Origin of the sequence: Micromonospora sp. NPDC050397 (assembly GCF_044901685.1) — a bacterium.
GTDB lineage: Bacteria > Actinomycetota > Actinomycetes > Mycobacteriales > Micromonosporaceae > Micromonospora_G.
Genome location: NZ_JBJDPS010000001.1, coordinates 660229 through 677582 on the forward strand (window position 1 = coordinate 660229; position 17354 = coordinate 677582).

Consider the following 17354-nt stretch of genomic DNA (forward strand, 5'->3'; position numbering starts at 1 on the left):
ATCAGCCCTTGCCTCCCGCCGTCGAGCCGGTGTAGAGCAGCGACCGCCAGCCGAGCACGGCCGCGATGACCAGCAGCTCGACCAGCCCCATCAGCACCGCGATCGTCGCCGCCATCGGGTAGTCGTAACGCAGGTAGGCCGCCTCGTACGCGGCGATCGAGATGACCCGGGTCTCGCCGGCCGGGTCCCCGACCAGCACCGCCGACGGGAAGACGCTGAACGCGAGCACGAAGGTGAGGCAGAACGTGGTCGCCAGCCCCGGCGCCAGCAGCGGCAGGGTGATCCGGCGGAACCGCTGTACCCGGTTGGCGCCGAGGGTGGCCGCGGCCCGTTCCAGGGCCGGGTCGATTCCGGACAGGTACGAGAGCACCAGCAGGAACGCGAACGGGAAACCGGTGATGACGATGGAGAAGAAGACACCCCAGTAGTTGTAGGTCAGCCGGGCCGGCTCGTCGAGCAGGCCGGTGCCGAGCAGGACCCGGTTGAACCAGCCGGTGGGACCGAGGAAGTTGAGCAGTCCCTGGGCGGTGAGCACCGTACCGAGGGTGATCGGCACGACCAGGATCGTGGTCAGCAGACGCTTGCCCCGGAACCGCCCCCGCATCCGGTACGCGATCGGCACCGACGCCACCACGTTGAGCAGTGCGGCCGGCAGTGACAGCCGAAGCGTGGTCCAGATCGTGTCCCGCTGGTACGGGTCGGCGAAGAACTCGCGGTACGCCCCGAACGGCCCGCCCTCGACCGGCTGGAACGAGAGCCCGACGCCGTAGAGGAACGGGTAGACGAAGAGCACCACGACAAAGAGCGCCGCCGGGGCGAGCAGCAGCAGGTGCCGGTCCACGCCCCGCTCGGCGAGACGGTGGCGCAGGGCCACCCGTACCGTCCGGGGCGCCTCGGTGGTCGGGGGAGCGGTCACGCCGGCACCTCCCGGTCGGTGCGAGGACTGCCGGTGGCGGAACTGTCGGTCGCGGCCCGGTCGGTCGCCCGGCCGGTCGTGGAACTGTCGTCGGGAAAGACCAGCAGGCGGGCCGGGGCGACAACGAGTTCCACCCAGTCACCGAGAGCGGGACGTTGGGTGGTGCGCAGGTTCAGCAGCAGCCCGCTCTCGGTTCGCGCCTCGACCGCCACCTCGCGGCCCTGGTACTCGACCACCTCGACGGTGGCCAGCAGCCCGGTGCCCTGCACCTCGGCGATCCGCAGGTCCTCCGGGCGTACGGCGGCGATCACGTCGGTGCCCGGCGCGACCGGACCTACCGGGCTGCCGATCAGCCGCAGCCCCTCGCCCTCGACCACCATCTGGGTGCTGCCGTGCCGTCTGGTCGCCCGCATCGGCAGCAGGTTGCGGTAGCCCATGAAGTCGGCGACGTGCCGGTTGACCGGGCGGGTGTGCAACTCCTCCGGCGAACCGATCTGCTGCACCCGGCCGTCGCGCAGCACCACCAGCCGGTCGGCCAGCGACAGCGCCTCCTCCTGGTCGTGCGTGACGTAGACGGTGGTCAGACCGAGCGACTGGTGCAGCCGGCGGATCTCGGTCCGCATCTCCAGGCGCAGTTTGGCGTCCAGGTTGGACAGCGGCTCGTCCATCAGCACCAGGGCCGGTTCCAACACCACGGCACGGGCGATCGCCACCCGTTGCTGCTGGCCACCGGAGAGCTGACCGGGCAGCTTGCCGGCGTGCTCCTCCAGGCGTACCAGGCGGATCGCCTCGTCGGTGCGGCGGCGTACCTCGGCCCGGGGCAGCCGGCGCATCTGCAACCCGAAGGCGATGTTGCGGCGGACGGAGAGATGGGGGAAGAGGGCGTAACTCTGGAACACCATGCCGAAGCCACGCCGTTCCGGTGGCAGCGTGTCCAGCCGGGTGTCGTCGGACCAGATGCTGCCCCGGGTCAGCGGCAGCAGGCCGGCGAGGCAGTTCAGCGCGGTCGACTTGCCGCAGCCGGACGGGCCGAGCAGGGCGATGAACTCGCCCCGTTCGATGGTCAGGTCCAAGCCTTCGAGGGCCGGGTGCCCTCCGAAACTGCGCGAGACGTCGTCGAGCCGCAGCCGGGTGAAGCTCACTTGCCCACCTTCGCGCCACCGATCTCGCGGTCCCACCGGCTGAACGCCTCGACCAGTTCCTTCGCCCCGAGCGGGACCTCGACCGGGTGGTTGGCGATGAGGGCGTCGTACTCCGGGCGGCCGTACTGCTCGATCGCCTTGCGGCTGGCCTCCGGGGCCATCGACAGGGTCACGTCGCGGACCGCCGGTCCGGGGTAGAAGTAGCCGTTGTCGTACGCCTTCGCCTGCTGCTGCGGGGTGAGCATCCAGTCGAGCAGCGCGAGCACGGCCGCCTGCTTGTCGGTCGACACCCCCTTCGGTACGACCGCGTAGTGCGCGTCGGCGACCCAGTGGAAGCCCTCCAGGGTGCCGATCCTCGCCTCGGCCGGTACGGTGCCGAGCACCCGTGGGTTGATGTCCCAGCCGGTGGTGCTGACGATGATCTTCGCGGAGCCGTTGGCCAGGTTCTTCATCGTCTCGCTGGTGCCGGACGGGTAGAGGGTGACGTGCCGGTTCAGCTCGGCGAGGTAGGCCCAGGTCTTGTCCCAGCCGCGTACCGGGTCCTTGGGGTCGGTGTCGCCGAGCAGGTACGGCAGCCCCATCAGGAAGGTCCGGCCCGGTCCGGAGTTGGACGGCCGGGCGTACTGCACCGCGCCCGGGTTCGCCTGGGCGTACGCCAGCAGTTCGGCGGCGGTCTTCGGCGGGTTCGGCACCTTCGCCGGCAGGTACTCGATCAGCGGTCCGGACGGGTAGTAGGTCACCGCCACCCCGAAGTCCCCCGCGAGTTGCTGCATCGCCGCCGCTCCGGGCAGGTAGTTCGCCATCCCGGGCAGCCGGCCGGCGTGTACCGGCAGCAGCGGGGTCCAGAGTTGCTGGTCGATACCGGCTGCCAGGCCGTCCACCCCGGTCAGCACCAGGTCGATGTCGACCCGGTTCGCGCCCTGCTGGGCCTTGATTTTGCCGACCAGTTCCGGCGAGGGCGACTTCGAGTACGTCACCTTCGACACCACGTCCGGGTTCTTCGCCACGAACTCGTCGATCATGCCCTGGGTGAGCTGGAGGTTGCCGGCGACGTCCAGCACGTTCAGGACGACCGGGGAGGCGGGCTTGTCGGGCACCGTACCGCCGGTGTTCGCGGGCGCCGACGCCTCCGGCGCCCCACAGCCGGTGAGCAAACAGGCGGTGGCCACTGCGGCAACGACAAAACGTCGTCGAGCAACTCGCATGAACGTCCTTCCTCCGGGGTGAAAGGAAGGGCCCCTTGTTATCGGATTTTGTAGAGGAAGGGGCCCTTCCTAACAGGTGTCGGGTGGTGGGCCGCCCCGGTCGGGGGACCGGGGCGGACCGTCGCGGGTTCAGCGGCCGGAGCGGAAGCTCTCCGGCGGTCCCAGGTAGCTCTCCTGTACGCCGCCGGTGTCGACGACCAGCCGTTGCAGGACCACGGTCGGGTCGACCATCCAGAACTTCAGTACGTGGGTTCCCGGTCGGTCGATCGTGTGGGTGGTGGTGGTGACGTTGACATTATTCGATGTGTTCCGTTCCCACTGCTTGTTCATCCGGGTGTCGTCGGCACCGGTGGCCGTGGTCACGTTGACGACCTGCGGCGCGCCGCCGTCGATCGACACCGCGTAGCGGAGGCCCTCGGTGTAGAGGACGTTGTTACGGGGTGACAGGTACGCCGACACCTTCACCGGGCCGGTGCTGGTCAGCGTCATCTCGTACTCCAGTCGGGGGCTGGCGCCGCCCGGGGTCCGGCTGGCCGAGGTGACCGGCCACGGGGTCATGCCGTTGCCGGTCCGTCCGATGTCCGGTACGAGCTGCCAACCGGTTCCGCCGCCGGTGACCGCCCGGGTGTAGTGGTCGGCGTCGACCGCGACGTACCCGTTCGCCTCGACCGAGCCCCGTAGTTGCCGGGGCGACAGGTCCGGGTGCCGGACCACCGCCTTCACCTGCACGGTGCTGCCGCCGGGACCGGAGACGGTGATCGGCACCTCGGTGGTCCCCTTCGGCGCCCTCGACCAGTCGACCCGTACGGTCGCCCGGACCTGCTGGTCGACCCGGCCCCGCTCCGGCTGCACGCTCAGCCAGGGCGCCGCCGACCGGATCCGGTAGTCGAAGTCGGTGCTGCCCCGGTTGAACACCTCGATGTACTGCGTCGGCTGGGTCTGGTACGGGCTGAACTCCGGCAGCACCGCCGGGCTCTGCGCCTGTGGCCACCAGTCGTCCGAACCGTCGATCGCCACGCCCATCGAGGCCGCCTGTCCCACCTCGATCCGCCGCAGCGCCGGGTAGATCTCGTCCGGCAGCGCCACGTGGTTCAGTTCGGGCTGCTGCCAGGGCGCGTTCGGTCCGTACCGGGCGATGTCGCCGTACCCGATCTTGGGTTGGAGCTGGAAGCCGTTCCACTTTCCGTCCGCCAACTCGTGGTTGTAGTAGTCGTTCATCGCCTGGTCCTCGGCGAACCGGGCCTGCGCCAGGTCGGCCTGGGTGTTGGTCGCGGCCCGCCCCTGCTCGGCGTAGAGCAGGTTGGTGAACTGCGCCCGGCGCAGCTCGTACAGGTTCGCCGTCGCCTTCACCTGGTAGTAGACGAGCTGGTAGTAGGCGTCCTGGTACGCCGCCGGCAGGCCGCGCCGGATCGTCTCCGCCTTCGCCGCCAGCGCCTGCCACTCCGCCGTGACCCGGTCCATCTCCCGGTAACTCGACAGGCTGTACGGGTTGCCCTGGTCGTTGTAGACCACGGCCGAGGAGTCGGTGGCGAGGTCCTTGGTCGGGTCGAGCGAGATGTGCCGGTTCAACAGCTCCGGCTTGCGCCGGGCCTGGAGGTGCCCGTACGTGCTCAGCACGTCGGCGACCGCCCCGGCCCGCTCCGGCCCGAAGTTCTGCGCCGCGTACTGCCGCTCCCAGTCGTCGAGCCGGTCGAGCGGCCACCGGTCCGGGTCCCAGGCGTAGTCGAGGAAGAACTGCAACGGCAGTTCCTGGTTCTTCATGTCGCCGACGTTGACCACCCAGAGCCGGTCCACGCCGTATTTGTAGGTGAGGTTCAACTGCTCCCAGGTGTTGGCGAGGTTGATCGTGTCGACCCACTTGTAGTTGCGCCCGCCGCCGACGTAGTCGAAGTGGTAGTACATGCCGTACCCGCCACCCCGCGCGGGCAGGCTCTGGTCCGGCAACTTGCGCATGTTGCCCCAGTTGTCGTCGCAGAACACCACGGTCACGTCGTCCGGCGGTCGGTAGCCCTGGTCCCAGTAGCGCTGGACCTCCTTGTAGAGCGTCTGGACCTGCGGGATATCGGTCAGCTCGCGGTCGCTGGCCTGGTCGAGGATCTGCCGCTGGGTGTCGATGATGTTGCTCATCAGGTCGATGCCGTCACCGTCGGGCAGGCTGACATCGCCGTTGCCGCGCATGCCGAGCGTGACCACACCCTCGAAGTCCTGCTCCTCCATCCGCTCGATGCCGTCGCTCCAGTACTGCTTGAGCGCCTCGGCGTTGCGGCGGAAGCTCCACTCGCCGTTGCCGCCGTACGGGTCGCGCCCGGGCGTCGGTTGGCCGGTGACGGGATCGGTGCCCGGCGCCACGGCGTGCCGGTTCCACTCCTCGATGCCACGCATCATCGGCGCCTCGTGCGAGGTGCCCATCACCACGCCGTACTCCTTGGCGGTGGCGTGGTTGGCCGGGTCGTCCTCGGCGAAGGCCCGGCCCCAGACCGCCGGCCAGAGGTAGTTCGCCTTGAGCCGGAGCATGGTCTCGAAGACCTTGGCGAAGAAGTGCCGGTTGAAGCCGCCGGGATAGCCGGGGGCCAGGCCGGGGCCGAAGAAGTTCGGCGCCCAGGTGCCGAGCGCCGGGTTCTCGTCGTTGATGAAGAAGCCCCGGTACTTCACCGCGGGCGTGCCCTGGCTGTGTCGGCCGGGCAGCACGTGCAGCGCGTCGTGCTGGCGTGCCGGCACGTCGTCCCACCAGTACCAGGGCGAGACGCCGATCTGCTTCGAGGTCTCGTAGACGCCGAAGATGGTGCCGCGCTGGTCGCTGCCGGCGATGACAAACGCCCGGCGTACGCCCGGCAGCGGGTCCCGGACCACCTGTTGCACCGAGGTCTCCCACTTGCCGGCGAGCCCGGTGACGTCGAGCTTGCCGTTGGCCACCAGCCGATCGATCAACGGGCTGCGGCCCAGCGTGCCGACCAGCACCACCTCGCCCGTACGCGGAACCGTGTCGACCGAGACGCCCGGCCGTACGTCGGTGACCCGTTGGATGTCGGCCTGCAGGTCGTTCACGACCCGCACCACACCCGGGAAGTCGCTGGCGCTGACCACCAGCGGGGCCGCCCGCCCGCCGGAGACCAGCGGGAAGCTGCCCGGCCTGGCGCTGGTCGAGATGAACGGGGCCGGGTCCAGGCCGGTGCCGCCGGACGGGGATCCGGCCTGGCCGGTGGCGCCGGCCGACGAGGCGCCGATCACGGGAACGGTGGTGATGGCGACGGTCAGGGACAGCAGCACCCGCCAGACCCGTTTCCGGGGGGAGCTGCGAGGGACGGGGGCCGGTGCTCCGGCGAAGGTGGACCTTCTCATTTCGCGCTCTCCATGCCGTGGAAGGTGGTGGGCAGGGTTCAGCCGGGGCGAAACTTATCGGAAGTGTTCCGGAAAAGAAATCTAAACACTTCAACTTCTGTGGTCAAGCCCGACTTTGCGACGATGCCGCGTATTCGCAGGTGGCGGGTGTTTCGTGGGGCATGCTGGAGCGTTGTCGTGAACGCAGTGTCGAACGTGAATGGACGCCCGTCCGGTCGCTGCGGTGTTCCGGCGGGAGTGACCGAAAGTTTCGGAATCGACGGCCGCCGGGCCGATCCGGGTGATCCGTCCGTGGCGCGGATCACCCGGATCGGTTGTGGACTCGACGGCTTGAAGAGGTCTTCAATTGCGAAGGTGGTCGAATCGAGGAGGACCAGTGCCGGTTCCGCTGTACCAACGAAAGGCGGAGTTCTTCCGTACGCTCGGCCATCCCGTGCGCATCCGGGTGCTGGAGCTGCTCGGCGACGGCCCGATGGCCGTACGTGACCTGCTCGCCGACGTCGAGATCGAGGCGTCCAGCCTCTCCCAGCAACTGTCGGTGCTGCGCCGGGCCGGGATCGTCACCTCCCGACGCGAGGGTTCGGCCGTCATCTACGAACTGGCCGGACCGGACGTCGCCGACCTGATGCGGGCGGCCCGCCGCTTCCTCACCGACATGCTGACCCACCAGGCCGAACTCCTGGACTCACTCCGCGAGGCGCCGGACAGCGCCGACGATGACCCGGTGGCGGCGGCTCGGTGAGCGTCACCACCGTCGCCGGCCGGGCCTGGCACCGGATCGGTGACCTGCTCCCCACCAGGGCGGACCTCGCCCTCATGCGCCGACAACCGCGCCGGGACCTGGTCGCCGGACTCACCGTCGCCGTGGTCGCCCTGCCGCTGGCCCTCGGGTTCGGCGTCTCGTCCGGCGTCGGTGCCGCCGCCGGCCTGGTCACGGCGATCGTGGCCGGGATCCTCGCCGCCCTGTTCGGCGGCTCCAACCTCCAGGTCTCCGGACCCACCGGCGCGATGACCGTGGTGCTCGTGCCGATCGTGGCCGAGCACGGCCCCGGGGGAGTGCTCACCGTCGGCCTGCTCGCCGGTCTCGTCCTGGTGACCCTGGCCCTGCTCCGCGCCGGCCGGTACGTGCGACACGTACCGGCGCCGGTGGTGGAGGGCTTCACCGTCGGTATCGCCGCGGTCATCTTCCTACAGCAGGTACCCGCCGCACTGGGGGTCCCGGCCACGGCGGGGGAGAGCGTCGTCACCGTCGCCTGGCACGCGCTGCGCGACTTCGCGGCCCAACCACACTGGCCCGCGCTCGGGCTGGCCGCCGGGGTGGCGGCGGCGATGCTGGTCGGATCCCACCTGCGACCGACGTGGCCGTTCTCGCTGCTCGCGGTCGGGGCGGCCACCGTGATCGCGCAGACGGCACCCCTCGGGGTCGCCCGGGTGGGCGCTCTGCCGGCCACCCTGCCCACCCCGTCCTGGAGTTTCCTCGACCTGGCCGCCGTCCCGTCGCTGCTCACCGCGGCGCTGGCGGTGGCCGCACTGGCCGCGCTGGAGAGCCTGATGTCGGCGACGGTCGCCGACGGCATGACCGTCAACCAGCGCCACGACCCGGACCGGGAACTCTTCGGCCAGGGCGTCGCGAACCTGGTGACCCCACTGTTCGGCGGGGTCCCGGCCACCGCCGCGATGGCCCGCACCGCCGTCAACGTCCGCTCCGGAGCACAATCACGGCTGGCCGCCCTCTCCCACGCGATCGTGCTGGCACTGATCCTGCTCGCCGCCGCCCCGCTGGTCGCCGACATACCGCTCGCCGCGCTGGCCGGCGTACTGCTGGCCACCGCCGTACGGATGGTCGAGGTCGGCGCGCTGGCCGTCCTGGCCCGGTCGACCCGCTCCGACGCGCTCGTCATGGCCCTGACCGCGGTCGCCACGCTCGCCCTGGACCTGGTCGCCGCCGTCGGAATCGGGCTCGTGGTCGCCGGGGCGCTGGCGCTGCGCCAGATCGCGGGCGCGGCCCGACTGGAGGAGGTGCCGCTCGATCTCGCCGACCATCACCTGGAGGAGCAGGCCCTGCTGCGCGAACACATCGTGGCCTACCGGATGGACGGGCCGCTGTTCTTCGTGGCCGCGCACCGGTTCCTGCTCGAACTCTCCGAGGTGTCCGACGTACGCGTGATCATCCTGCGCATGTCGCGGGTGTCCACGATCGACGGCACCGGCGCGCTCGTCCTGCGGGACGCGATCGAACGACTGGAGGTTCGGGGGATCACCATGTTCGTCTCCGGTCTGGCTCCGGCGCACGAGCGGGTGCTCGCGGCCGTCGGCGCGCTCGACCCGCTGCGCGCCACCGGGCGGGTCCTCCCGGACACCCGGGAGGCGATCGCCGCCGCGCACGCCCACCTGAACCGGGTCGGCGTCCGGACCGCCTGACCCCGCGGCTCGACGAGGTCTATCACGCGCCGAGCGCCACCACCAGGCCGCGCAACTCGTAACCGGAGATCTCCTTCCTCATGGTTACCCGGGGCGGCGTGACCAGACGCAGGCCGTCCAGCGCCAGGAGGCGGCTCAGGAAGACGTCCGCCTCCTGGATCGCGATGTACGCGCCGGGACACCTGTGTGGGCCGTCCCCGAAGGAGAGCCCGGCCGGACCCGTCCCGTCGGCGAGCGGCCGGGCCGGACGGACCTCCAACGGCGCGTCCCCGACCGCGTCGTGGTCCACGTTGGCCGCGCTGACCGCGACGTCCACGAGTTCACCGGCCGGGATGGTGACCACACCGTCCGCGCTCGGCACCTCGACCGGCGCGGTGGTACGCCGCTTCAGGTTCCCCACCACCGGCTCCAGCCGCAGCAACTCGTGCAGCACGGCGGTCCGGTCCGCCTCCCCGGCGGTGCGGTAGCGCGTCAGCAACGTGTTGTCGGTGAGCAGGTGCCAGGCGGCGAGGTTGATGAACTCCCTGGTGGTGACCATGCCGGCGGCGGCGAAGGTCAGGCACTCGCCGAGCACCTCGCCGTCGGTGCAGCCCTCGTCGATCAGGTGGGAGATCAGGTCGTCCCGGCGGGCACGTCGTCTCGCCCGCACCGCCGGCCGTACGTCACCCAGGTAGACGGCGAGCCAGGCGGTGTTCTGCCGGACGATCCCGGCGATCCCCTTCAGGCTGGTCCAGCCGGGCTTGGCGAACTCCTCGGGGAAGAACCGTTCCAGCCGCCGGTCCATACCCGGACGACTCTCGGTCAGCCCCACCACCGCCGCCGCCACCTCGATCGCCAGCCGGAAGCTGAGCTGGGACAACTCCGCCCGGCCGTCCCGGCGCAACCGGGCGATCTGCGCCTCGCTGATGCGTACCATCAGCTCCCGGTAGTGCTCGGTGACCCGGCGTGGGGTGAAGAAGCGCGCGGTCTGCCGGCGGTGCTCTCGGTGCTCCGGGCCGTCCCGGTAGAGCACCGGACGGCGGATCTTCGGGCTCAGCTTCTCGACCGTCTCGACACCGAGTCCCGCCTGCCGGGTCTCCGTGCTGCGTAGCACCGCCCGGCCGGCCTGGTAGCCCCGGATCTGCCAGACCCCGTGCTCGTCGCGCCGCACCGGGCAGCCGGTCCCGGGATCACCCCGGTCGATCTTGCGCGCGCCGCCACCCGGATCGGCCATCGGCAGGTTCGACATCAGGACCTCCGCCCGCTGACCCAGGTTGCCCCGGTCCCGTCCAGCGTACCGGCGGTGCCCGGTCCACAGGGGACGCGCGTGGGCGCCGAGGCCCTCGGGACGGGGTCAGGCGAGCAGCCGGGCGGCGTCCTCGGCGCGACCGTCGTCGTGTGCCGCGAGCGCCTCGGCGAAGACGTCGGCCGGCAGGACGCGTACGCCCAGCTCCTCGGCCTTGGTCGCCTTGGAGCCGGCGCCCTCGCCGACCACCACCAGGTCGGTGCGCTTCGAGACCGAACCCGAGGACTTGCCGCCGAGCCGTTCGACCGCCTCGTTGCCCTCGTTGCGGGACAGGCCGGGCACCGAACCGGTGACCACCACGGTCATCGGCGTGCCGTCGGGCCGCCGCAACGGCAGGGCCGGTCCCACCGGGTCGGCGCCGGTGGTGGCGGCGCCTTCGGCGTCCTCCTCGACCGGGGCGACCCTGGCCGGCCGACCCGGCTCGGTCATGTTGACCCCCCGGGCGGCCAGCTTGTCGATCACCGGTGCCAGCTCGACCAGCTCGGCGGCGATGGTCACCGCCCGTTCCGGGCCGACCCCCTCGACCTCCTGGAGCGCCTCGACGTCCGCCTGGCGCAGCGCCGCCATCTCACCGAAGTGCCGGGCCAGCCGCCGGGACATCGACCGGCCGGTCATCCGGACGCCGAGACCGGTCAGCACCCGGGACAGCGGCTGCCGTTTGGACCGCTCGATGTTCGCCACCAGCTTTGTCGCGGAGGTCTCGCCCATCCGGTCCAGCTTCGCCAGGGTCGCCACGTCCAGGTCGTAGAGATCGGCCGGGTCCGTCACCAGACCCGCCGCCACCACCGCGTTGATGATTTTGTCGCCGACGCCCTCGATGTCCATCGAGTCGCGGGCGGCGAAGTAGGCCAGCGACTCGGCGGCACCGCAGGCCCGGCCGAGGGTGCACCGCCACCGCTTCTGGGACCGGTCGATCTCGCCGCCGCACCGGGGGCAGAGCGCCGGAGGCTCGAACGGCACCGAATCCGCCGGCCGTTCGTCGAGCTTGGCCCCGGTCACCTCGGGGATCACCTCGCCGGCCCGCCGGACGAACACCGTGTCGCCGGCCCGTACGTTGCGCCGGACCAGATCGTCGAAGTTGTGCAGCGTCGCCGACGTGACGACCACCCCGCCCACCTGCACCGGTGCCAGCACCGCGACCGGGGTGATCAAGCCGGTGCGGCCGACCTGCACGTCGATCCGGAGCAGCGTCGTGGTGCGAGTGTCGGCCGGGAACTTGTACGCGATGCCCCAGCGCGGCGCCCGGCTGGAGAAGCCGGCCAACTCCCGGTCGGCGGAGGCGTCTGCCTTGATCACCGCCCCGTCGACGGCGAACCCGAGCTGCCCCCGCCGCGCGTTGAGCGCCTCGACCGCCGTGAACGCCTCCTCGACCGTGGCGCAGACCGGCATGCCGGCCGGGGAACCCGCGGTCGTGGCGACACCGAGGCCGCCGACGTAGACCATCTCGGCCGAGTGCAGACCGGTTGCGGTGGTCCCGTCGCCGCCCAGTGTTCCGTACGCGTAGAAGGAGAGCGGCACCTCGTAGGCCCGGTCCTGGGCGCGCAGGCTGCCCGCCGCCGCGCTGCGCGGGTTGGCGAAGGCCGGCTCGCCGTGCCCGGTCCGCAACTCGTTGGCGCGCTCGAAGTCGGCGTCGGTCATGAAGACCTCGCCCCGGATCTCGAGCGTGACCGGCTCGGCGAGCTGCTGCGGCAACCCCACGACCAGACGCGCCTGGGTGGTGACGTCCTCGCCGGCACGCCCGTCGCCCCGGGTGGCGAGCTGGACCAGCCGGCCCTGTACGTACCGCGCGGAGATCGCCAGGCCGTCGATCTTCGGCTCGACGGTGAAGCCGGCCGCCGGGCGGCCGAGCAGCTTCTCCAGCCGGGCCGCCCAACCGCGCAACTCGTCCGGGCCGAAGACGTTGTCGAGGCTCAGCATCGGCACCGTGTGTTCGACGTCCCCGCCGATGTCGACCCCCGCCGCGACCGACCCGGTCGGCGAGTCGTCGGCCCGCCACTGCGGCCGGGCCGACTCGGTGGCGCTCACCCGGGCCATCAACGCGTCGTAGCTGGCGTCGTCCATGGTCAGGTCGGTGCCGGTGTAGTAGGAGACCGCGGCGGACCGGATCGCGGTGATCGCCGCCCGGTAGTCCTCGACGGTCTCGAACGCGTCCGCGTGGCCCGCGTCGACCACCGGGTCGACGGTGTCGATCAGCTCGGCCACCTGCTCGGCACCGGAACCAGCCATCTCCCGAACCCCATCCCCGTCCCGGCCGGAGCGCCCCGCGCGCCCGGCTCACACACACCGCCCACCGGCAACGCCCGTGGGCTTCCGGTGGAATCGTCGGCAAGCCTAGGACCGGGGTACGACAGGGTCGCCGCACCAGGTCGACCCGGGTACGACAGGGTCACGGCACCAGGTGGACCCGGACCCGTCGGGCGGCGACGACCGCCTCCTCGAGTACGGCCAGCCGGGGTTCGACCGACTCGACCAGGTGGGGATGGCGTACCCGGGCCAGCGGTGCCAGCCGCCGGTCGGTCAGCACCACGTCGATCATCGACCGGTCCCCGCCGCAGACCAGGGCGGTTACCGCCGCGTCCGGGTCGGCGGCGACACCGGGCGCGTAGGGCAGCAGCACCCGGGCGGTGATCTCGGTCGCCCGGTCGGTGGCCGCCTGCGCCTGGTTCGCTCGGCGACGCGCGAAGCGCTGCTGGGACGAGCCGCCGGCCGCCGTACGGCCCTGCACGTAGAAGCGTTGGACCTTCGAGACGGTCACCGTCGTACCGTCCGCGACACCCACCGCGACGGCACCCTTACGGGCCAGCAGTACGGCGACCCGGGGCGGCCGGACGACGCCGGTCAGCAGCGCGTCGACGTCGCCCACGTCGTCCAGTCCCGGCGGCGGGTACAGGGTGGCGGTGTCCCCGTTGCTGGCCCCGGTCAGGACGAGGCCCTGCTCGGTGGCGCCGTCGTGCCGGCCGTAGAAGCCGTCGAGCCAGGCCGGCAGCCGTTCGGGCGAGACCTCCACCCAGCGACCGCCACCCGCCGCCGGCCGGGCCCTGGCCACGTGTGTGCCGCTCGTCGGCACCGGCCGGTTCGCGCGTGACATGCTCACGCCCTACATTCTTCCGCGATCCAGGGGCAGGTCGCGCGGGTACGGTCCGCCTCCGTGCCCGGTCGGGAGGTCAGGCGGGTCCGCCCGGGGGCTGGCCGGACCGGAAGGCGCGCTCGATCCGGTTGCCGAGCACGTCGCCGTCGGCGATCTGGGTGTTGAACCGGATGGTCCGGCCCTCGCGTCGCTTCACCACGTACCGGCAGTCGATGCCGAGCGTCTGGCGCCAGCCCTCCCGTGCCTCGCCGACCCTGCGGACCGAGGTGATCCCGGACCACTCGACGACGTCCTCCACTCCACGGCGGAGGTGGACGAAGCCGCGCTCGTACTCGTCGAACCGCTCGCCCCGGGTGGCGATCGCGTGTCCCAGCCGCCAGCACGCGAAGGCGGCGAGGATCAGCCCACCGAAGAGCGGAAACGAGGTGAGCGCGTTGGTCATTGGATTGCCCGGATTGCCGCCCTGCGAGCTGATCTGCTCCTGCCGGGCCTGGAAGATCGGAATGCCGATCAGGGCGCTCAGCAAGCCCACCACGAGCATGCCGATCGCGGTGGTCAGCCGCCGACGGTCGTTGGCGCGGTACGACCGCACGAATCCACTCAACCGGTCGTGGCTCCGGTGTTCGCTCGTGTCGCTCACGGCACACATGGTACTGACGACATCAACCCCCATCGACGCTCCAATGTGCACCGGGATACCCGAGCGCCCAACGGTCCCGACCGGAGCACGGCCACGGGTGAACCGCGACGGACGGCGTACGTAGTAGGGGTCCCGGCCGGGCGCTGGTCAGCGCGGTGGTGAGCGGGTCGGTACGGTGAGGAGAGGTCCCACGGTGAGCGCTGGCGCCACGACGATACGGACACGGTACGGGTGGTCACGCGTGGCGAGGGTCGCCGTCGGTGTCACGGCCGCCGGGCTGCTCGTGCCGCTCGCGACCGTGCTGCCGCCGTCGGCCGCTGCCACCGCGACGGCCACTGCCGCTGCCGCCGCGACGGCCACTGCCCCTGCCGCCGTGACGGCCACTGACACGACCGCTACCGCCACGCCGGGTCCGACCGCCGGGACGGACGGTGCCGGTTCCACCACCGGTCGCTACTACGTGGTCGGTCCGGGCGTCGGTGGACAGAAGGAGTTCCTGTACCAGATCGCGGCCCGGACCCTCGGTGACGGCAACCGGTTCCGGGAGATATTCGAGTTGAACCGGGACCGGCCACAGCCGGACGGCGGTCGGATGACCGACCCGACCGACCTGCGTGCCGGGTGGATCCTGGTGCTGCCGCCGGACGCCGAGGGCGCGGGGGTCCGGCACGGCACGCCACCCGACCCCGCCGGCTGGGCCAGCGCTCCGCCCTCGGCGGCCCCGGTCGGCGCAGGGAAGGCCGAGCCGTCCGGGAACGGGTTCGGCGGGTACCTGCTCCGGCTCGGCGCGTTCGGACTCATGGTGCTGCTGCTGGCGGTGGCGCTGACCGTACTGCGGCGCCGGGCTCAGCCCGCGTCGCCCGTCGGGCCGCCCGCGCCCGCCGAGATCACGGCACCGGCGGCACCGACCGACGCACCCGGACCCTCGGCGATCGGCGCCGTGCCGGCGGCGCGGGGGAGTGAGCCGGTGGAGCTGCGGGCGGAGCTGGGACAGGGCGCGGACCGGGTCGAGGTGCGCCTGACCGGTGCCGGGCGGGAGCGGGACGTGCCGGCGTACGGCTGGTTGCCCGAGGGTGAGCGGCTGCCCGGCGCCACGTTGCCGGTCCTCCTCGGTGAGCGGGACGGGCGACGGCTCTGGGTGGACCTGGCCCGTACCCCGGACCTGCTCACCATCACCGGCGACCCGGCCGGCTGCCGCCGTCGGGCAGTGGGTCTCGTGGAACAACTGCGCGCCGCCGACATCGAGGTGACCGTGGTCGGCCAGGTCCTCGGTGACGCCCTTCCGCCCGGCTGCCGGCGGATCGACAGGTTCCCGTCCCCGGACAGCGCGGGCGGTGCGGGGACGGGTCCCGGGATCGTGGTCACCGGCGGGCTGCGCGGTGCGGACCTGCGGGCGGCCCGGCGGATCGCCGCCGACAGCGCCGGTCGGACGGTGCCGGTGCTGGTCGGCAGGGTGCTCCGGGCCCGCTGGTCACTCGCCGTCGGCCCGTCCGCCGGGGAACCGGCCCCGCCACCGCCCGCCGCCGGGCCGGTGGAGTCCGAACGAGTTTGAACCGGAGTGGCCACGCCGTCGTAGTGCGGTCCGGCGCCGGTCGGCGCGGCGATGCGGAGATCCGCGGACGAGGCGAAGGAGAGTGCCGGTGACGGTGCGACGGCGACCCTCGATCTGGCGGTGGTGGTACCTGGTCGTCACGGTGCTGGCGGCGCAGGTGGCACTGCCGGCCGGTGCGCTCGCCGCCCCGCCCGGTGCCGGCGAGAGTTACCTCAAGTACTACGTCGTCACCTCGTCCTACCAGGGCGAACCGGAGAACCTCGCCCGGATCAGCCGCCGGTTCCTCGGCACGGCGGACCGGGCCGACGACATCTTCGACCTCAACGTCGGTCGTCGGCAGGCCGATGGTGGAGCGCTGGCCGACCCGGCCGCGCTCCGCCCCGGTTGGCTGATCGTGCTTCCCTGGGACGCCGTAGGCGAGGGGGTCCGCAACGGTCTGCTCTCCGCCGCCCAACTCGGCGCCGGCCCCGGTTCCGGGCCGCCGGGCGGCTCGACCACCGGTACCGCCGTCGCGCCGCCGGCCCCCGCCGGCAACACCGGGGCCGGTGTCAGGTGCGGGGCCGCCACCGCCGTCACCACCACCGCCGTCACCACCGCCGGCTCCGACTGGGCGATCCGGCGGATGGACCCGCAGCGGGCCTGGCAACGTGGCGAGGGCGACGGTGTCATGGTTGCCGTGGTCGACTCCGGTGTGGACGGCGCCCTGCGCCAACTCGCCGGTCGGGTCGCCGTCGGGGTCGACATCACCGCCGGCAGTGCCCGGGGCGACTCGGACTGCCTCGGCTCCGGCACGGCGATGGCCGGCATCATCGCCGGCCGGTCGGTCCGGCCGGGCGATGCCGGCGGGATGGCCCCGGCCGCCACCGTGCTACCGGTACGGGTGGTCGGCGCCACCGGACCGGCGCGCTCCACCGACGTGGAGACCGGAATCCAGGTCGCGGTCTCGGCCGGAGCCCGGGTGATCGCCCTCGGCGACCACGTCACGCTGGACGACCCGGTGGTGGCGAAGGCGGTCTCCGCCGCGCTGAGCCACGACGTGGTCGTGGTCGCCGGGGCGACGGTCACGGCACCCACCGGCACCGGCGCCACCTCTCCACCGACCGAGCCGGCGCCCGCCGCCGACGCGGCACTGTTGCGGGTCGGTGGCGTCGGCGCGGACGGCCGCCCCGCCGCCGGCTACCGGCCCGGGGCGGTGCACCTGGTCGCCCCCGGGGTCGACGTGGCGAGCCTCGCCGCCGGTACGGGCGCCGTACGGGCCGGCAGCGGCACCCCGTACGCGGTCGCGTTTGTCGCCGGCACGGTGGCGCTGGTCCGGGCGGCCTTCCCGAACCTGGGCGCCGCGCAGGTCGCGTACCGGATCAGGGCGACCGCCGAGCGGACCGGCACCGGCGGTCCCGATCCGTCGACCGGGTGGGGGATGGTCGACCCCGGGGCGGCGGTCACCGCCGTGCTGCCCGAGGAGGGACGGCCCGCCGCCCCGGCCCCGGAGCCCGGTGGTCCGGGCCCGGTCCGGGTGGCCGTTGTTGTCGTGCTGGTGCTGCTGCTCGCCGTGGCCGCCGCGCTGCTCGCCCGCCGGGCCCGCCGTACCCGGGTGATCAGCGCGGTGCCGGTGACCGTTCCGTTGGTCGGCGCCGCCGCGTCGGTGCCGCTGCCGTCACCACCACCGGCGGGAACGTCGGCCCCGCTGCCGTCACCACCACCGGCGGGAACGTCAGCCCCGTCCGACGCCGGTGACGGGTCCGTCGGTACGCGGCCGTAGCCGGACG

Annotated in this window: 12 protein-coding genes; 4 read left to right on the forward strand and 8 right to left on the reverse strand. The window is 72.3% G+C overall.

The annotated features are described in order from the left end of the window. Position 1: 1 nt before the first annotated feature. From ACI2K4_RS02595 to ACI2K4_RS02610, 4 genes are all read right to left on the reverse strand, one after another. The gene (locus tag ACI2K4_RS02595; RefSeq protein WP_404508158.1) at positions 2 to 916 is read right to left on the reverse strand and encodes an ABC transporter permease; all 915 of its coding nucleotides are present in this window, start codon (positions 914 to 916) and stop codon (positions 2 to 4) included. Next, on the reverse strand, positions 913 to 2058 hold the full coding sequence (locus tag ACI2K4_RS02600; protein ID WP_404508159.1) for an ABC transporter ATP-binding protein: 1146 nt from the start codon (positions 2056 to 2058) through the stop codon (positions 913 to 915). Before ACI2K4_RS02600 ends, ACI2K4_RS02595 begins: the two co-directional genes overlap by 4 nt. Then, positions 2055 to 3263: an ABC transporter substrate-binding protein gene (locus ACI2K4_RS02605; protein ID WP_404508160.1), complete on the reverse strand. Its 1209-nt coding sequence runs from the start codon at positions 3261 to 3263 to the stop codon at positions 2055 to 2057. The genes ACI2K4_RS02600 and ACI2K4_RS02605 overlap by 4 nt, the downstream gene beginning before the upstream one ends. A gap of 129 nt (positions 3264 to 3392) precedes the next feature. After that, the gene (locus ACI2K4_RS02610) at positions 3393 to 6602 is read right to left on the reverse strand and encodes a glycosyl hydrolase 115 family protein (RefSeq protein WP_404508161.1); all 3210 of its coding nucleotides are present in this window, start codon (positions 6600 to 6602) and stop codon (positions 3393 to 3395) included. A 376-nt stretch (positions 6603 to 6978) separates the two neighbouring features. Between ACI2K4_RS02610 and ACI2K4_RS02615 the strand changes: the two genes are divergently transcribed. Together ACI2K4_RS02615 and ACI2K4_RS02620 are read left to right on the forward strand one after the other, a co-directional pair. Continuing rightward, positions 6979 to 7344 carry an ArsR/SmtB family transcription factor gene (locus ACI2K4_RS02615; RefSeq protein WP_404508162.1) on the forward strand — a complete coding sequence of 122 codons (366 nt, stop codon included), beginning with the start codon at positions 6979 to 6981 and terminating at the stop codon, positions 7342 to 7344. Then, positions 7341 to 9023 carry a SulP family inorganic anion transporter gene (locus ACI2K4_RS02620; protein WP_404508163.1) on the forward strand — a complete coding sequence of 561 codons (1683 nt, stop codon included), beginning with the start codon at positions 7341 to 7343 and terminating at the stop codon, positions 9021 to 9023. The genes ACI2K4_RS02615 and ACI2K4_RS02620 overlap by 4 nt, the downstream gene beginning before the upstream one ends. A 22-nt stretch (positions 9024 to 9045) precedes the next feature. Here ACI2K4_RS02620 and ACI2K4_RS02625 read toward each other — a convergent pair whose 3' ends face one another. The 4 genes from ACI2K4_RS02625 to ACI2K4_RS02640 all read right to left on the reverse strand — a co-directional run bounded on the left by ACI2K4_RS02625 (position 9046) and on the right by ACI2K4_RS02640 (position 14036). Further along, positions 9046 to 10251 (reverse strand): cytochrome P450, encoded by a 1206-nt coding sequence (locus tag ACI2K4_RS02625; protein WP_404508165.1) that lies wholly within the window; start codon positions 10249 to 10251, stop codon positions 9046 to 9048. 105 nt (positions 10252 to 10356) lie between these two features. Then, positions 10357 to 12534, reverse strand: coding sequence for an NAD-dependent DNA ligase LigA (ligA, locus tag ACI2K4_RS02630; RefSeq protein WP_404508166.1), 2178 nt, complete (start codon positions 12532 to 12534; stop codon positions 10357 to 10359). 160 nt (positions 12535 to 12694) lie between these two features. Further along, positions 12695 to 13354 (reverse strand): acVLRF1 family peptidyl-tRNA hydrolase, encoded by a 660-nt coding sequence (locus ACI2K4_RS02635; protein ID WP_404509160.1) that lies wholly within the window; start codon positions 13352 to 13354, stop codon positions 12695 to 12697. Positions 13355 to 13472: 118 nt separating this feature from the next. After that, a complete protein-coding gene (locus tag ACI2K4_RS02640; RefSeq protein WP_404508167.1) occupies positions 13473 to 14036 on the reverse strand; it encodes a hypothetical protein in 564 nt (187 codons plus the stop codon). Between the two features lie 241 nt (positions 14037 to 14277). Here ACI2K4_RS02640 and ACI2K4_RS02645 point away from each other — a divergent pair, with 241 nt between their 5' ends. After that, a complete protein-coding gene (locus ACI2K4_RS02645; protein ID WP_404508168.1) occupies positions 14278 to 15588 on the forward strand; it encodes a LysM peptidoglycan-binding domain-containing protein in 1311 nt (436 codons plus the stop codon). Positions 15589 to 15676: 88 nt separating this feature from the next. After that, positions 15677 to 17347 carry a S8 family serine peptidase gene (locus tag ACI2K4_RS02650; RefSeq protein WP_404508170.1) on the forward strand — a complete coding sequence of 557 codons (1671 nt, stop codon included), beginning with the start codon at positions 15677 to 15679 and terminating at the stop codon, positions 17345 to 17347. The last annotated feature ends 7 nt before the right edge of the window (positions 17348 to 17354 follow it).